Below are 16,966 nucleotides of genomic sequence, written 5' to 3' on the forward strand. Positions count from 1 at the left end.
ATGCCAATTTTTTAAGGGAATGTGCAATCAGCGACATATTGAATGAAATGTTCCGCGAGTTTTCGGAAGCTAACCAATACAACTTGGTTTTTGACGTTTTTTGAAGTCTCGTGCTCGTGATTGTCATTATGATGTGCAACTATTGCGCTCTGCTTTTGTCGCTCCTGCTTTTGCATGAAGCATAATGAAATTTAACATTGATACCATTATCTGAACAGTTGAAGCAGTTGTTCTGGAACGCATCGAGAGGCTTGCAGTTGTTCAGCCAGGTGCGTTTGAATATTATGAGCGCCGTTTGGAAAACGGAACTTTGTTTGCCGAAGGTGACCGCTGTCTTGCAGAGTGGATTGCAGCAAACTATTCAACCGATGTAACCATTTTCGAGATTGGCACAGGCTAGTCGGGTCTTTTGACGAAGATTTCGGGTGGAGCGGGCTGGAATGGCGACGCGTATTCCTCGGAAAGCTTCACCGGAGCCGGTTCACTGGGCGTCATTGCAACGGAAACCAACAATGCACGTGTTGTTGGCTTGTCGTCTACAGCTTCCGGGGCCGACTATGCGATGATTGATTAAGGCATTTATCTGAATTCGGATAGGAAGATCTATGTCGAGGAAAACGGTGCCACAAGAGGAGCGGCTGGGGGGAGTTATCAGCCGGGCGATGTTCTGACGGTCTCACGCGATGAGAGTGGAACGGTCAGTTACAGCAAGAATGGAACAGTTTTCTATACCAGTAGTGTCGTCACGGATCCTTCGATCCCTCTTATGCCGGATGCTTCCTTGTATGGTGAGGGCAGCACGATTGGTGATGCGACACTATCTGTCGAGGGAAGTGAACCGAAGCAAGTCATCTGGGTCGTGGCCAATGACAACCGGCGAAGATCTGGGGATCCAATTGCTTGGCCGCCAAGACAATTTGACGGTCTCAGTTTGGTTTGACGGAACTGGTAACCATTTGGTCAATTACATCGAACTTGGTTCAGGTGCATCGCTTGATGGGGAAAATGTTCAGGCATTAATTGATGCGATGTCAGTGTTCGGGGTCGGTGATGTCATTGCAGACACGATTGATCGTAACAGCGATGCATTCTCGAATGTGCAAACTGTGATTGCCGCAAATTGGCAGAACTAGCCATATTACCGACTAGGACATTAACACGCTTTTAGACCAGATCAATTTTGATATGTGTTTTCCCCTCTCCTCAATAGATTTGATGAGAGGGGATTGATCTTGGCATTTCGCTGAAAATGAAAATTGTCAGCTTTTCTGTCAATTCTGCAGATTTTTGTCAGCTTTTGTGACAATCGATGACAACTTATCTGGCAATCAATAATGCTAAGTCATTGATTTCGCGAGAAGTCGAATGTCAGCTTTTATGGCACCCGACAGTGGAGCAGTGTTTACGAAGCGTAATCACTGCTCCATCGCTCCTCATCTTCCCGCAAAAATAGACTGATTTGTCCGCCGCCCGATTTTCCATAATTCCGGGGTATGGAGTGATAGTTGGTGCGTGTGCTCGATTTATCAATTCGCAATGAATGTTGAGGCAGTCTACTGCGAGGCCTTGATTGCCGGATAGGCTGCCCGAAATCTACCGTACGCTTCTTCGAATGCGTTGCGATGAGGGTGACTGGGTTCGATCGTTTCACGTACTTCTGGAATGGTCATGATGTTGTCTGGGGCAGCGCCCGTAGCAGCAGCCATGCCAAGGCGAGCAGCTCCAAGTGCTGCACCAAACTCACCGCTTTTGGGAAGCGACAGCGGCACGCCAATGACGGTTGCAATCAGCTCAATCCAATAGCGCGATGCCGAACCGCCGCCAATAGCAATCAGGTGATCGAATTTGGCATTGGTGGCGACAAGCGCCTCGAAACTGTCGCGCAGGCCAAAGGCAACACCTTCGAGGACTGCACGTGTCAAATCTGAACGGCTGGTTTCTGTGCTAAGGCCGGTGAAGCTGCCACGGATTTCAGCATCATTGTGCGGGGTGCGTTCACCCGACAGGTAAGGCAGATAACGCACTGAACCCGGTTTTTGGAGGGTTTCACCCAGCTCAGTGGTCAATTCAATCGGGTTTTGATCCGTGATGCGCGCAAGCCAGTTAAGGCTATCTGTTGCGGAAAGCATGACCCCCATCTGATACCAGCGCCCCGGAATGGTATGGCAGAATGTATGCAACGCCGTCTCGGGTGCCGGGTGATAACCAGCCCGCGATGCTAGCAGCACACCCGAAGTGCCAAGAGAGACAAAGCCTTGCCCTTCATCCTGTGCGCCGATACCGCATGCAGCCGCCGCATTGTCGCCAGCCCCGCCGGCAATCGAAACCGGCCCCGTCAAACCCCATTTCCCAACAAGAGCTGGGCGCAGGCGACCGGCTTCTTCGGTGCCCTCGACAAGGTGTGGCATCTGGTCGCGGCGCATGTTCCCGGCATCAAGCAGGGCGTCGGACCAGGTTCTCTTGCCAACATCAAGCCAAGAGGTCCCGGCACTGTCAGACATGTCCGCTACATAGTCGCCGGTCAGATAGAAATTCAGATAGGCCGCAGGCAACAGCACCTTGGCGGTTTTGGCATATATTTCCGGTTCATGTTCGCGGACCCATTCAAGTTTGGGGGCGGTAAAGCCCGGGAAAACGATATTGCCAGAAATGGCCCGTACCTGATCCTTGGCGTCCAGTCGGGCGGCCTCGGTGTGGGAGCGCGTATCGTTCCACAGGATGCACGGGCGAAGCGGCCGGCCGGCGTCATCAAGAAGAGTCGCGCCATGCATATGGCCGGCAACGCCGATACCGCGCAGGGCGGAGAATTGCGGGTAGTTGTCACGGAGCTCTGCGATGGCTTGTTCAAGGGCGGCAATCCAGTCCGCCGGATTTTGTTCTGACCAGCCCGGATGCGGATGAGCCGCGTGATATGCGCGTTGCGTCGCCCCGATCGGTTGACCGTCTTCATCAACCAGCAGCAAGCGGACACCAGAGGTTCCAAGGTCAATACCAAGAAAAGTCATTCCATAGCCTTTATCGCTGAAGTCGAAGCAGGTAACGCGGTGTCAAAGCATTACATTAGTTGTGGTCGAGCAGAATTTCATTCCCAACCTCTTGAAGATTATCAAAGACTTGGGTGGCTCCTGCATCGCGGAGAACTCTCCCCTGTGCTGCCCGAATGTCATAAAGATGAGATCCGCCAACAAAACCAAGCGCTTTCATACCTGCCGCACGAGCTCCTTTGACCCCGTGTGGCGAATCTTCAATCACGACACATTGTGTTGGTGGAGACGAAATACGCTCTGCCGCGAGGAGAAACAGGTCTGGTGCTGGCTTGCCGTTGGGAACCTGATCAGCGCTAAAGGCGGTGCCTGCAAAATGCGGTGCCAACCCGGAAATATCCAGTGTAGACCCCATGCGACGAAGCGAACTTCCCGTCGCCAATGCAGTTTTTACGCCTGCCCCCAGTAGACGGCGAAGCAGTGCTTCGGCGCCTGGGATTTGTCGCAGCCGGGTTTTGTATTCCTCCAACAGCCGGTCTTCGACCCGTTGGGTGAAATCATCCGGGCAGGCATTGCCAAGTCGGTCCGAGACATGCTTGCAAATGTCCTGAATCGAGACACCAAGAAATCGGTCGCGTACGTAATTGATGGTGACGTCATCGATACCCAGACAGTTCATCTCGGTTGCGATGACTTCCAAAGAGATTGGCTCGCTGTCTACCAGACACCCATCTAGGTCAAAAATGACGGCAGCAGGTACATCCATGATCGGCCCCTAGATCCGTTGTTCGGTATCGCGATCGAACAGGTGCACATTGGCCGGATCAATCACATAAAAAAGCTCGGACCCGGGGCGGGCTGCGATACGATGTTTGACGAGTGCATCAATCAGATCGCCATTGGATTTGGCGACGATCTGGGTTTCCGAACCGGTCGGTTCGACGACGACGACCCTCATCGCAATGCCGGTTTCTCCGATGTCGATATGTTCTGGGCGAATGCCATAGGTCACACTCTGACCAACCTCGGCGATGGTTTCAGGGACCGGCAGGACTAGGCCGTTATCGGATTCGAAATGCTTCTTGCCATCAGCCTCGACTATCTTGCCATGGATAAAGTTCATCGATGGCGATCCGATGAAGCCCGCCACAAAGACGTTGGTCGGGAAGTCGTAGAGATCAAGCGGTGTGCCGATCTGTTCAACCCGGCCATCACGCATGACAACGATCTTGTCGGCCATGGTCATGGCTTCGATCTGATCGTGGGTGACATAGACGATGGTTGTGCCAAGGCGCTGATGGAGTTCCTTGATCTCCACACGCATGGTCACGCGCAACTTGGCATCAAGGTTTGAAAGCGGCTCATCAAACAGGAAGACTTGCGGATCGCGGACAATGGCGCGGCCCATGGCGACACGCTGGCGCTGACCGCCGGAAAGCTGTTTGGGGTAGCGGTCAAGAAGGTGGGCAAGGTCAAGAATTTCTGCGGCGTTCGTCACCTTTTCCTTGATCTCGCTTTCCGGCTTTTTGGCCATCTTGAGCGGGAAGCCGATATTTTCATAGACGGTCTTGTGCGGATAAAGCGCATAGCTTTGGAAGACCATTGCGATGTCGCGATCTTTGGGAATGACGTCATTGACGACGCGCCCGCCAATCGAAATGGTACCATCAGTGATTTCTTCAAGCCCGGCCAGCATGCGCAGCAGGGTTGATTTGCCGCAGCCCGAAGGGCCGACCAGAACAACAAATTCGCCGTCCTTGATATCGACATCAACACCATGCATGACCTGAACATTGGCGTAGCGTTTGATTACGTTTTCTATTTTTACATCGGCCATAAGGCTTCTCCCTATTGCGGCAATTCGATCTGCAGCTTGACGTCCGCCGGTGGTGCGGAGGCTGCGATATCGAATGCGCGCACGCTGTCTTCGAATGCGAATGTTCTGGTGATAAGCGGTTTGACGTCGATCGCGCCGGAGCTCAGCATGGCAACGCAGCGCGGAAAGACGTGGGCATAGCGGAAAATATTCTCGACCCGGGCTTCGCGGATCATGGCCGCCCCGGCGTCATAGCTGATCGGGTCGGCCTGGCCGCCAATCATCACAACACATCCCCCCGGGCAAAGTGGTTCAAACACGCGCGCGGCTGCCTTGGGTGAGCCAGTTGCTTCAAAGACGATATCCGCCCCCCAACCATCGGTATCGCGTTTGACGATATCGGTGATGTTTTGCGATTTGACATCAATCGGGGTGATTGCCGGGCTGAGCGATGCGGCGATTTCAAGCTTCTTTTCCGCAAGATCAGCGACATAAACCCGCGCACAGCCACCTGCCAGGGCGGATAGTGCGGTGACAAGTCCAATCGGGCCGGCACCGATTACAAGGGCAATGTCACCCGGTTTGATTTTGGCCTTGGTGGTGGCATGGACCCCGACGGCCAGTGGTTCGACCATGGCAGCTTCGGCAAAGGAGACATTGTCGGGCAGCTTGAAGGTGAAGGCTTCGGGGTGCACGCAGGTCGGGCGCAAAATGCCATGTACCGGAGGGGTGGCCCAGAACCGGACCGCCGGATCGACATTATACATGCCAAGACGGGAGGCCTTGCTGTTGGGGTCGGGGACGCCCGGCTCCATGCAGACACGGTCCCCAACCAAAAGGGTTGTGACTTCGCTCCCCGTTTCGATGACGGTGCCTGATGCCTCGTGACCCAGGATCATCGGATCATTGACGACAAACGGGCCGATGCGGCCATGGGTGTAGTAATGCACGTCCGAGCCACAGATGCCGACGGTATGCATCTTGATGCGAACATCGCGCGGACCAAGGACCTCTTCCTCGCGGTCAATGGCAGGAAAGTCACGCAGGGTGATATCATCCTTTTTTTCAAGAACCAGGGATTTCATGACTTATCCTTTCCTGACAATGTGGACGGCAATCGCAAGGGCAATGACGTTCGAAATCCAGATTGATGCGCCCATCGGTTCGATAAAACGGAACCAGAAGAGCGACATCGCCACCCAGATCACGACCGAAATGAAACAACGGTCAAAAGCGTTGGTTTCAATCGGCAGAAAGCCCTGACGTTCTTGCGTCGTGGTCGGCTTCTTTTCGTTTTCTTCCTCGCTCAGAGGGGCGGTATCAAGCTGCGTCGCATTTTGTCTGGTCATGGTGTTATCCTTTCACCGCGCCAAAGGTCAGGCCTGCGACAATGTGTTTTTGCACCAGACCAAACACGATCAGGGCCGGGATCAGGGTAAAGACCGAAATGGTCGCCATAATTCCCCACTCCGTCCCCGTGGTGGTGACATATTCCGAAAGACCGGTGGTGAGCGTCCGGGCCTCGAAATTGGTCAGTGTTGCGGCCAGAAGATATTCGTTCCAGGCAAAGACCCAGGTCAGGATCAGGGTCACCGCAAGTCCCGGACGGCACAGCGGGAAGACGATTTCGGTGATAACCTTCCACGGGCTTGCGCCATCGACATAGGCGGCTTCATCAAGCTCACGCGGGATGGCATCAATCGTCGGGCGCAGGGTCCAGATCGCAAAGGGCAGATTAAAGGTGCAATAGACCAAAATCATGCCAATGCGGGTATCCAGCAGGGTGAAGTCTTCGACGCGATAGACCTGTGTCATCAAAAGAAACAGCGGCAACAGGAACACAGCGGGTGGCGCCATACGGTTGGTAATCGTCCAGAAAAAGATCGATTCCTTGCCGCGGAACTGAAAACGCGACAACGCATAACAGGTAAAGAAGCCAAGGACGGTGCAGAGCACCGCATTGCCTGTCGAAATCACCATCGAATTGACCATGTAGCTACGAAGCAAGCGATTGCCAAGCACGTCGGTATAGTTGCCCCAATAGGGGTTGCTGACGATGACATCCGGGGTGCTGAAAAGCTGCACAGCTGGTTTGACGGAAATAACAAAAAGCCAATAGATCGGGAATAGGGTTAGCAGACTGACCAGAACCCAGAAGAGTGTTATGAGGAGTGGATTACGCTTTTTCATGGTCTTATCCCTTCCGGTTCTTGCGCGGGGCCAGCATGCTGACATAAAGCAGCCAGCAGACGACAATGGTCAGGTAGAGCACGATGACGGAAATGGTTGACCCATAGCCGTAGTTGGTTTTGGGAAAGACTTCCTTGAAAATGTGCACGCCAAGGAAACGGGTCGATGAGCCTGGCCCGCCCCCGGTCAGCATCCAGACTTCATCAACCGTGCGCAGGGCATCCATCAGGCGGATGAATATGGTTGCCACAAGGGCTGGCGTAATCATTGGTAGCGTGATGTGCCAGAAGGTCTGTGCTTTGTTGGCACCATCAATTTGCGCCTGTTCGAACGGATCGCGCGGCAGGGACACGAGGGCTGCGATCAATGTTAGGGTAACAAGCGGCGTCCAGTGCCAGATATCCATGATGACGATCGTAAGAAAAGCCGCCGGGGCCGATGTGCCGATGTTCATCGTGATGCCAAACCACTCATCCAGATAATGCGGGATGATGCCGATTGATGGCGTGGTCATCAGTTTCCAGACCGAGCCCACAATGATCGGCGCCATAATGAGGGGAAGGGTGTGAATGGTACGAAAGATGGATTTTCCGGGGAATTCCTTCATGAAGGCCTGTGCCAGCAGATATCCGATAATCAATTCGGATAAAACGGCAAAGACCACAAACGCCACGGTCACGCCGAGTGAACTGAGGAAGGCGTCATCAAAGACGATGCGGCGAAAATTTTCCGCCCCGTTAAAGATCATCTCGGGTGATGCCGCAAACGGGTTCCATTGATGGAACGAGACGAAAACGACATAAAGAAACGGCAAAACACCGAAGAAAAACAGGATCACCAGCGTCGGGGCCAGGAGGATCCAACCGAGTTTGTTGGATTGCATCGTCTACTCCCTGGAAAAAGATGCAGTCAGGCTGTCATGGCCCCACAAGGGACCAAGCCGGTTCGTGGTCGCTGCCCGATGGATGGACAGCGACCACGAGGGATGTCCTCAGGAAACAGACCTATTTACGATAACCAAGGTCGGTCAGCTCGGCCTCGGCCTTTGCCGCCATCTGATCAAGACCTTCTTCCGGGCCAAGATCACCGGTCAGGATCTGATAAAGGATCGGCGCAGTAGCTTCGCGAACCTGAGCGTGGAACGGATATGCCGGTGCACCGGCAAACAGGTATCCCTTGTCACGCAGCAGGTCGTAGTAACCGCCGAGTTCCTCGTTCATTGCCTGAACTTTGGGGTCGTCATAGGTGGATTTGTTGGTTACGCGCGGGGCCGCAACAGCCCAGTCAGGTTGAACTTCGTCCTGACCGATATATTGCAGGAACAACATCGCAGCTTCCTGGCTTTTCGACGTAGATGGAATGCCAAACGCCCCACCATCATAATAACCGATATAGCCGGTGCCGCCTTCGACTTCGTCCATGATACCATCCTGAAGCGGCGGTAGGGCAACGCCGACATTACCAACAACCAGTGACTTGGTTTCATCGGCAGCAATCCATCCAGCGTTTTCGCCGTAAACCAGCCCCTGAGCCACGCGGCCTGCACCAAAGGTAGTGCCGACTTCGGTCCAGGTGGATGCGTTACTTTCTGGTGGTGCGATATCGCGCATGCTCAGCCACCATTTCATGGCTTCCTTGGCATCATCACTGTTCATGGTGCCACCATTGGCGACCGATGCCGCGAAGTTGTTATCGGCATCAATGCCCCAGTTGTAGACACCAAAGGTCGGCGCGATGGTTTCAAAAAATTCGTACCAGGATGCCGGATGGCCGGTATGAGCCTGTGCGGTGGTGCCCCACAGATCCATGTCATGATCTTCGCCCCATTTGGTGAAGAACTGTGCAATTTCGGCATATTCGGCATGGGTGGTTGCCGGGACAAGATCGCGGCCGGTCTGTTCCTTGAATGCAGCCTTGATCTCGGCATCATTGAACAGGTCGGTACGATAGAGATAGATCTTGATGAAGGCTTCCATAGGGATGCCATAAAGATCACCGTTTTCGCCGCGGAAATAGTTGGCGAAGGTAGTGAAATTGTCTTCGCTATAGGTTGGTGCTTTCAACTTCGGACTGTCGGCCAGCAGTTTGGTTGTGTCAGCCAGGAAGTCACGTGCGAGATAGGAATAGATGATGTCCTGTTCAATATATACCAAGTCATAGATGCCGGTGCCGGCTTCCATGTCCTTGATCGCTTTATCGAACATCTGATCCCAGGATGTCGTCTCGATATCGACGCGAATTCCAGTCAGTTCTTCAAATTGCGGAGCCAGGACTTCTCGGATGTAAATCGAAGGCGGCGACGATTCAGTTACACCGTGAAGGGTAACGTCCTGATATGGCTTGGCTGCTTCTTTCCAGAAAGCGTCGTCGGCATATGCTGCGCTTGATGCGATAGCCATTGCCAAAGCAGATACACCCACTTTAAGTGCAAAATTCATTGGTTTTCCTCCCGTTGGATTGATGGGAAACCGCCTTCAGCAATCTTGCGTTGCTTTGGAACTGCGATTCCAGTCGCGGGAAGAATGCATATGTATTAAATTGCATGCAAGTGAAAATTTTCATTTGTATTTTTTTTAATACATTTGTTATTTTGTGAGCTATCACAATACACACTGCCGTAAAGCGCGGGATTATGAGAGGACACAAAGTATGCCAAGAGAGCCGCTTGAGGACGGGGAAGGGTTCGTAACCGAGGTTTGTTGGCGCTACTATGTAAATGGTCAGACACAAGCTGAGGTCGCCCGCGACATGGGGGTGACGCGCCTTAGGGTCAATCAGGCGATCCAGAAGGCAAAATCGCTTGGTCTTGTCAAAATCCAGATCGAATCGCCGTTCGTGACGCGCCTTGAAGTTCAGCAGCGCCTTGAAGATGCTGGAGTGGCTAAGGCACTCGTCGTGCCGGTTGACCATGCCAATTATGACAACCATGCGCCGGTCGGCGCGGCATTGGCGCATTATCTTTCCACAACGCTCAGGAACGAACCGTGGAAACGCATTGGTGTGTCCTGGGGGGTGACCCTGCAGCGTGCGATGGAACGTTTGCCACTGCATTCTGTGCCAGATCTTGAAATTCTGGCGCTGATGGGCGGGACGGCCGCTGGGTCATCTTTTAATGCTTTTAGCATTGCCGCGGGGTTCGCTGAGCGGTTTGATGCCAATTATTCCCATTTGGTGGCACCGATTTATCTGCCCGACGATGTTGATAAGGATGTGTTCCTCAGTCAGGAAATTTATGCCTCTCACATCGAGCGGTGCCTGTCAGCCGATGCCGCCTTGCTGGTGGTTGGCGATGTTTCGGACCTGTCTTTTATGGTGAAATACGGTCTGCCGCATGATGTGACCATGCAGGAATTGCGCGATGCCGGTGCGGTGGGCGATGTGCTGGGGCGCTTCCTTGATGCGGACGGGAACGAGATTGATCATCCGTTGAATGCGCGCACGGTCGGGGTCAATCTGAATGCTTTGGCAGATATCCCCAATAAAATTCTGACCGCCGCAGGCGAGCACAAGGTGCCGATCATCAAGGCCGCGATCAAGCGTGGGCTCGTCGACACCCTTGTGACCGATGACCTGACAGCCGAGCTTTTACTCGAAGCCATGACATAACCATTTCAGCGCAGGCCACAATGCCAATGCATATGGCAATAAAAACAAGGCACCGTGCGCAATCCACATCAGGGGAAACGTCGACTTATGACATCTACATTTTCAGGAAAGAAAGTCATCATCACCGGGGCCGGCAAGGGCATCGGACGTGCCTGTGCCCACACAATGGCCAAACGCGGTGCGTCCGTCATTGCCATGGCACGTACCCAAGATGACCTTGATGCGCTAGCGACCGAGATCGGTGCAGAGGGCATTCGTGTTGACCTGGCCGATAGCGATGCGGCGCGTGACGCGATGAAATCAGTCGGCCCGGCGGATTACCTTATCAATTGCGCGGGGACGAATGTTCTCGAAAGCGTGCTTGAGATGACGGATGCGGGATATGAAACCGTCATGGGCATCAATCTGCGTGCGGCCCTTGTCTGTGCGCAAGAGTTTGCGCGGGCCCGGGTGGCGGCCGGTGGCGGTGGGGCGATTGTCAATGTTACCTCGATCGCCGGGCATCGCGGCTTTGTTGATCACATGTGCTATGCCGCTTCCAAGGCGGGCTTGGAAGGCGCAACCCGGGTAATGGCCAAGGAACTTGGTCCGCATGGCATTCGCGTCAATGCGGTCGCGCCAACCGTCACCATGACAGAATTGGCTGCTGCGGCTTGGTCGGACCCGGCCAAGCGTGATCCGATGATGGTGCGTCATCCCCATGGCCGATTTGCCGAGGTCGAAGAAGTCGCCCGATCCATCATCATGCTGCTTGATGACGATGCGTCCTTTGTCAGCGGCGCGGTTCTTCCTGTCGATGGCGGTTTTCTGGCTGTCTGATCCCCAACCTTATTCTTTCGGAGATGTATTATGGCTCAATCACTTGCGGGCAAGATTGCCGTTGTCACCGGCGCTGCATCGGGCATTGGCCTGTCGACTACACGTGCGCTGCTGGATGTCGGCGCCAAGGTCGTGATGGTGGATTACAACAAGGATGCGCTGTTTGAACTGGTCAGTGAACTTGGTGAAAACGCGATTGCCCAGCATACCAACCTGCTTGATGTAGATAGCTGTGCGGCGATGGTTCCCGAAATCCTTGAAAAGGTCGATCACATCGACATTCTGCACTGTAATGCCGGGTCTTATATCGGCGGTGATCTGGTGGAAACCGATACCGCAACCATCGACCGGATGCTGAACTTGAACGTCAATGCGGTGATGAAAAACGTCCGTGACGTGATCCCGCACATGCAGGAACGCGGTACTGGCGATATTATCGTTACCGCATCGGTAGCCGGACACATGCCCATTCAGTGGGAGCCGGTTTATTCCGGATCAAAATGGGCGATGACCTGCTTTGTCCAGACCATGCGTCGACAACTTAATAAAAACGGCATTCGCGTTGCCCAGGTTTCTCCGGGACCCGTCGTTTCAGCCCTTCTGGCCGATTGGCCGGAAGAAAACTTGCGCAAAGCCAAGGAAAACGGAGCATTGCTTGACCCCAGCGAGGTCTCTGATGCCGTAATTTACATGCTCTCACGTCCGCGTACGGTGACTATCCGTGACATGATCATCCTTCCGACTAACTTTGACATTTAACCTTACAGCTACTTGGTTAACGCTGTGATTGTTTCGGCAGATGTCGACTTTATCTACCCAAGCAGAATTGTCAGCTTTTCTGTCAATTCTGCAGGTTTTTGTCATCTTTTGTGACAATCGATGACAACTTATCTGGCAATCGAAACTGCTAAGGCGTTGATTTTGTGAGAAGTCGAATGTCATCTTTCTGCTTTCCCAAATCATCATATTTTTGAACGTGCACCTGTATCCCGGACCTTTGTCATAGTTCGGGGTTTTGCAACGTGCTGCAATCGTGAAAGGCATTGTCAAAACGATTGGAACTGACTGGTTCGGTCGTGCGTTTTGCTCTGTGCATAATTTAGAATAATTCTAAATAACAATTATTGCGCTTGAGGGATGGTGATAATAAGAATACCTCGCATTTGCAAAGTGGGGTGTCTAACTGTGAAAAAAATTCAAAAAGAATCTGGCGGATATCGGATCAAATTGATGCAAACGAGCCTGGTCGCGTTGATGAGCACGTGGTCGTTTGAGGCGATGGCACAAGACAATCTGTCGATGGATGACGAGACTGTTCTGGATACGGTGCATGTGATTGCGACGAAGGACCAGCTTAAGCAGTCACTTGGTGTTTCGACTATTACAGCAGATGATTTGGCGAAAACACCGGTAGTGAATGATATCTCCGAGATCATTCGCAAGATGCCCGGTGTCAATTTTACCGGGGCCTCGACAAGTGGTGAGCGCGGGAACCAGCGTCAGATTGATATTCGCGGGATGGGGCCTGAGAACACCTTGATTCTGATTGATGGAAAACCGGTAATGTCACGAAATGCAGTCCGGCTTGGTCGATCAGGAGAACGTGATACGCGTGGCGATACCAGCTGGGTGCCACCAGAAGCGATCGAGCGCATTGAAGTGATCCGGGGGCCAGCTGCTGCGCGATATGGTTCCGGGGCATCGGGTGGTGTCGTTAACATCATCACCAAAAAGCCGGACGAATTTTCAGGTTCCATCACCACATTTGCCAATATTCCGGAAAACCCGGAAGAAGGTAAAACGTTTCGAACCAATTTCGTGGTTGGTGGACCAATCCATGAGAAAGTCTCATTGCAGCTGATCGGCGGTTATAGCCACCGGGATGCTGATGATCAGGCCATCAATGAATCTGATTCGGTGTCGGATTTTCCGGCTGCGGGCCGAGAAGGCGTCATCAATAAAGACATCAGTGCGAAACTGACCCTGATGCCCAGTATGGACCATGAATTCGACGTCGAAGCGGGATACAGTCGCCAAGGCAACATTTATACGCGTGATAGCCAGCGTGCGCCAAACGGTGGATCACAAGACCGTTTGACGGAACTTGCCGGTACGGAAACCAATTCGATGGAGAGGCGCACGTTATCTCTGACGCATGAAGGTTTTTACGATTTTGGTGATTCACTTAGCTACATCCAATGGGAAAATACCCAGAACCGGCGTTTGAACGAAGGTCTGTCGGGCGGTTCCGAAGGGGTCATTGGCAGTGATCTGGAATTCAGCAAAATTACGGTTGATAATCTGACAGCTAAAAGCGAATGGGATTTGCCATTCCATATGGGCTTTGACCAAAATGTCACGCTGGGGGCAGAGTTCCGCGGAGAGTGGATGCATAACCCCGTGTCAATCGGTCAGGAAATAACCGGCGCGTCGAGTATTCCCGGTATTCCGAGCGATCCCGATGACCGTGATCCGGATGCAGAGGCCTGGATGCAAGGTCTTTATGTCGAAGACAATATAATGTTGTCTGATGACTGGATGCTGACGCCGGGGCTTCGCGCCGATTATCAGGAAAGCTTCGGGATTCATTATAGCCCAAGCCTGAATACCAGCTATCAGATGACTGAAGAAGTCGCTTTCAAGCTTGGTGTTGCGCGCGCTTTCAAGGCACCAAACCTGTATCAGGGTACGCCGGGATACTTGTTCTATTCACGTGGCAATGGTTGTGCTGCGGGTTACACATTGTCGGGCGGTTGCTATGTTGTTGGTAATGAGGACCTTGAACCGGAAACCAGCCTAAACAAGGAGTTTGGTGTTTCCTTTGCTGATCGCGACGGTTTGGCGGCAAGTGCAACCTATTTCCACAATACTTACAAGAACCGTATTTCATCTGGTCAGGAGCTGCTGGGCTATGCGAATGCCGCCGAAACCGTCGGGATTTTCCAGTGGGAAAATGTCCCTGAAGCGGTCGTAGCCGGCTTTGAAGGTAATGTGACCTATCCAGTAACTGAAAATCTGTCCTGGACCACCAACTTTACCTATATGACTGAGTCCAAGAACAAGTCTGATGGTCAGCCCCTGAGCCTAATTCCGAAATATACCGTAAATAGTTGGCTTGACTGGCAGGCAACGGATGATTTGAATGTGGTCTTTGCGGCCACACGTTATGGCAAAACCAATGCGGCGACCATTAACGGAGCAACCGGTGCAGAATTGACCAACAGCGAGCCGCGCAAACCATATCACCTGTTCAATATTGGCCTGAAATATGCGCTAAATAACAGCTTTAGCCTATCGACCGGGATCAATAACATTCTGAATACGGAAATATTGCGCCGCGCAAGCGGAGCTCAAGCTGGTGCAAACACCTTCAATGAAGGTTCACGCTCTTACTATCTTTCTGTGACGGCAACGTTCTGATCCGCGACCGGCTGATCTTTCAAAGGCTAACCTGCACATGAGAAGAGGCCCCGAACAACAGTATGTCCGGGGCCTCTTCTTTGTTTGAAAATCGTGATTTATAGGGAAGGGTTATTGGTCTCTTTCAGCCAGTCTTTCCGCCTGGGCCAGGGTGCAGTAGTGCAGCAACTGGAACGCACCAAGAGCGTCTTCGCCGTCAACAAAGGGATGCTTGGTGTCAGGAGCTCGGCTTTGAAGATTTTGCATCTTTTCAACGGAACCATCACGGCGCGGATGGTTTGACAGAAACACATCAACATTGTGATGCTCGGCTGCTTTTTCGAAGTTTTCTGCTGATTGGGCATATTCCCGGATGCGATCTTCTTTGGGGCCGAAGTTTAATCCCGTGCCACCCCAAAGCCCGACATGATGGCGCGTTTCGCCGTCTTGGACCGGGAAAATCAACGATACTGTTCCAGGCGTATGACCGGGCGTAACAAATAACATCACATTGGTATCACCCAGACTTATGGTTGCCCGGTCATTGATCGTGACATCGCGTTTCGGCGGTTTACCCCAGCGCGGATTTTGGATCATCTGTTCCGGGTCTTCGAGCATGTTCCAGTCCTGATCGCTCATCACGACTTTGGGGTGGAACTTGTTAACCAGATATTCCTGGCCACCATAGTGATCACCGTGGCCGTGGGTGATAATAAGGTATTTGATATCTTTCGGATTGAGGCCAAGTTTGATCAGGCCGTCTTCGATATAGCGTTCCGCCTGATCATTATTGTTCAGAGCATCAACGAGAATGATCCCGTCACTGGTCTGAATGGCCCAGCTTGAAACAGACCGGTTGCCGACAAAGTACAAGTTGTCAAACACACGGGTCGGTTCGACATAGGCTCCTTGCCGTTTTTTTTCGCGTTCCTCGGCGGAAAGTTCGCGTTTCTTGGTGCTTCCGGCTGGGCGGGATCCGGCGATGCGAAAGCGAGATGATAGATCACAAAGGTTATGCAGGCCGGGATAGTTTTCACCTGCTTTCAGTCCCTTGTCAGCCAGTTCTTGTGATGTCAGTGGTTTCGCATTTGCCGCAGTTGATACAAGGGCGAGCATCAAGCACATCACTGAGGCCGTTCCAATGGTCTTCATAAAGCTACCGTATTTTGTGTGAGATTAATCTTTATTCGCAACTGAATCTATGATCAAAAATACCGAACGAAAAGCGGGAATAACTGTTCATATTGATCGAAAAATTTGATGAAAAATACCATTCCACGTACCGACATTGAACATTGGGCGGTTTTGCGCGCTGCAGTACGATCGGGGAGCTTTGCCAAGGCGGCGCTTGAGATTAACCGCAGCCAATCATCAGTGAGCTATGCAATTGCCGAATTGCAAAAGAAGCTGAATGTCGACCTTATCAGGACAGTCGGGCGTCGTGCTGTTTTGACCAAAACGGGAGAGCGTCTTTTGATGGCGGCCATTCCATTGATTGACGGTCTGAACCATCTTGAAGCGCGCGCATCTTTGATGGCAAGCGGGCAGAGGCCCTCTTTACGGGTTCTATGCGATTGTCTGTTTCCGCGCGACGTTCTTTTTTCTGCGATTACAGAACTGCAAAATCAGCATCCCCAGACCGAGGTTTCGGTTCAGGAGTTTGTCCGGAAACCGATTTCTTATTTCAAGCCGGAAAGTTGGGATGTCGCGATCGGATATTGGGATGATAGCGGTTTGAACGCGACGCCTTTATTCGATATTGCACTTCGCCCGATTGTAAGAGCAGATCATCCAATCGCAAAGGTCACCGGATCAGAACTTGAAGAGCAATTAGCAACGATCCCACGCGTGGTCATGGACGTTGAAGATAAGGTCAATCATGACTTTTTGCTCCCCGGGCAGTGGCGGGTCAATTCGCTTGATGCTGCAATTGCTGCCATTCGCTCGGGTAAATGTTATGGGTACGTTCCATGTCATAGTGTAAAAGACGACTTGCAGGCCGCGCGACTGGTGGAGATTCCTGTCTCATCAGACCTGCGTCGCATTCCTTTGGTTCTTGCGCTTGGTCGTCAGTTTGACGCGATGTCACTTGCATATGCTTTTGCAGATCTGGTGCGAGCTGAAGTCGCATCCGGACTTGGCGAACTATGAA

At 52.5% G+C, this 16,966-nt stretch carries 16 protein-coding genes; 7 read left to right on the forward strand and 9 right to left on the reverse strand.

Features of this window, described 5'->3' with window-relative positions:
• Positions 1 to 409 precede the first annotated feature (409 nt).
• A complete protein-coding gene (locus tag UF64_RS20515) occupies positions 410 to 574 on the forward strand; it encodes a hypothetical protein (protein WP_161794602.1) in 165 nt (54 codons plus the stop codon).
• A gap of 292 nt (positions 575 to 866) precedes the next feature.
• Complete coding sequence (locus UF64_RS07020; protein ID WP_044827885.1) at positions 867 to 1,133, forward strand: hypothetical protein; 267 nt, start codon at positions 867 to 869, stop codon at positions 1,131 to 1,133.
• Between the two features lie 420 nt (positions 1,134 to 1,553).
• Here UF64_RS07020 and xylB read toward each other — a convergent pair whose 3' ends face one another.
• The 8 genes from xylB to UF64_RS07060 form a co-directional block, all read right to left on the reverse strand.
• Entirely contained in the window at positions 1,554 to 3,005 is a 1,452-nt protein-coding gene (gene xylB / locus UF64_RS07025; RefSeq protein ID WP_044827886.1) for a xylulokinase, read from the reverse strand.
• 55 nt (positions 3,006 to 3,060) lie between these two features.
• On the reverse strand, positions 3,061 to 3,750 hold the full coding sequence (locus UF64_RS07030) for an HAD family phosphatase (RefSeq protein ID WP_044827887.1): 690 nt from the start codon (positions 3,748 to 3,750) through the stop codon (positions 3,061 to 3,063).
• A 9-nt stretch (positions 3,751 to 3,759) separates the two neighbouring features.
• A complete protein-coding gene (locus UF64_RS07035; protein WP_044827888.1) occupies positions 3,760 to 4,821 on the reverse strand; it encodes an ABC transporter ATP-binding protein in 1,062 nt (353 codons plus the stop codon).
• An 11-nt stretch (positions 4,822 to 4,832) separates the two neighbouring features.
• Positions 4,833 to 5,885, reverse strand: a complete 1,053-nt coding sequence (locus UF64_RS07040) for an NAD(P)-dependent alcohol dehydrogenase (protein ID WP_044827889.1) — start codon at positions 5,883 to 5,885, stop codon at positions 4,833 to 4,835.
• Between the two features lie 3 nt (positions 5,886 to 5,888).
• Complete coding sequence (locus UF64_RS07045) at positions 5,889 to 6,149, reverse strand: DUF2160 family membrane protein (RefSeq protein WP_044827890.1); 261 nt, start codon at positions 6,147 to 6,149, stop codon at positions 5,889 to 5,891.
• Between the two features lie 4 nt (positions 6,150 to 6,153).
• Positions 6,154 to 6,990 carry a carbohydrate ABC transporter permease gene (locus UF64_RS07050; protein ID WP_044827891.1) on the reverse strand — a complete coding sequence of 279 codons (837 nt, stop codon included), beginning with the start codon at positions 6,988 to 6,990 and terminating at the stop codon, positions 6,154 to 6,156.
• Positions 6,991 to 6,994: 4 nt separating this feature from the next.
• Positions 6,995 to 7,873 (reverse strand): carbohydrate ABC transporter permease, encoded by an 879-nt coding sequence (locus UF64_RS07055; protein WP_044827892.1) that lies wholly within the window; start codon positions 7,871 to 7,873, stop codon positions 6,995 to 6,997.
• Between the two features lie 121 nt (positions 7,874 to 7,994).
• On the reverse strand, positions 7,995 to 9,428 hold the full coding sequence (locus UF64_RS07060; protein ID WP_044827893.1) for an extracellular solute-binding protein: 1,434 nt from the start codon (positions 9,426 to 9,428) through the stop codon (positions 7,995 to 7,997).
• A gap of 211 nt (positions 9,429 to 9,639) precedes the next feature.
• On the opposite strand from UF64_RS07060, the gene UF64_RS07065 reads away from it, so the two are divergent.
• The 4 genes from UF64_RS07065 to UF64_RS07080 all read left to right on the forward strand — a co-directional run bounded on the left by UF64_RS07065 (position 9,640) and on the right by UF64_RS07080 (position 14,835).
• Complete coding sequence (locus UF64_RS07065; protein WP_044827894.1) at positions 9,640 to 10,596, forward strand: sugar-binding transcriptional regulator; 957 nt, start codon at positions 9,640 to 9,642, stop codon at positions 10,594 to 10,596.
• Positions 10,597 to 10,683: 87 nt separating this feature from the next.
• A complete protein-coding gene (locus UF64_RS07070) occupies positions 10,684 to 11,415 on the forward strand; it encodes an SDR family oxidoreductase (protein WP_044827895.1) in 732 nt (243 codons plus the stop codon).
• 30 nt (positions 11,416 to 11,445) lie between these two features.
• A complete protein-coding gene (locus UF64_RS07075) occupies positions 11,446 to 12,174 on the forward strand; it encodes an SDR family oxidoreductase (protein ID WP_044827896.1) in 729 nt (242 codons plus the stop codon).
• Positions 12,175 to 12,552: 378 nt separating this feature from the next.
• Positions 12,553 to 14,835 carry a FepA family TonB-dependent siderophore receptor gene (locus UF64_RS07080; protein ID WP_152630630.1) on the forward strand — a complete coding sequence of 761 codons (2,283 nt, stop codon included), beginning with the start codon at positions 12,553 to 12,555 and terminating at the stop codon, positions 14,833 to 14,835.
• Positions 14,836 to 14,946: 111 nt separating this feature from the next.
• Here the strand turns inward: UF64_RS07080 and UF64_RS07085 are convergent, their stop codons facing one another.
• Entirely contained in the window at positions 14,947 to 15,966 is a 1,020-nt protein-coding gene (locus UF64_RS07085; protein ID WP_044827897.1) for an MBL fold metallo-hydrolase, read from the reverse strand.
• A gap of 108 nt (positions 15,967 to 16,074) precedes the next feature.
• On the opposite strand from UF64_RS07085, the gene UF64_RS19660 reads away from it, so the two are divergent.
• Positions 16,075 to 16,965: a LysR family transcriptional regulator gene (locus UF64_RS19660; protein WP_052657479.1), complete on the forward strand. Its 891-nt coding sequence runs from the start codon at positions 16,075 to 16,077 to the stop codon at positions 16,963 to 16,965.
• Position 16,966: the final 1 nt, after the last annotated feature.

The organism is Thalassospira sp. HJ (assembly GCF_000948415.1).
Lineage (GTDB): Bacteria > Pseudomonadota > Alphaproteobacteria > Rhodospirillales > Thalassospiraceae > Thalassospira.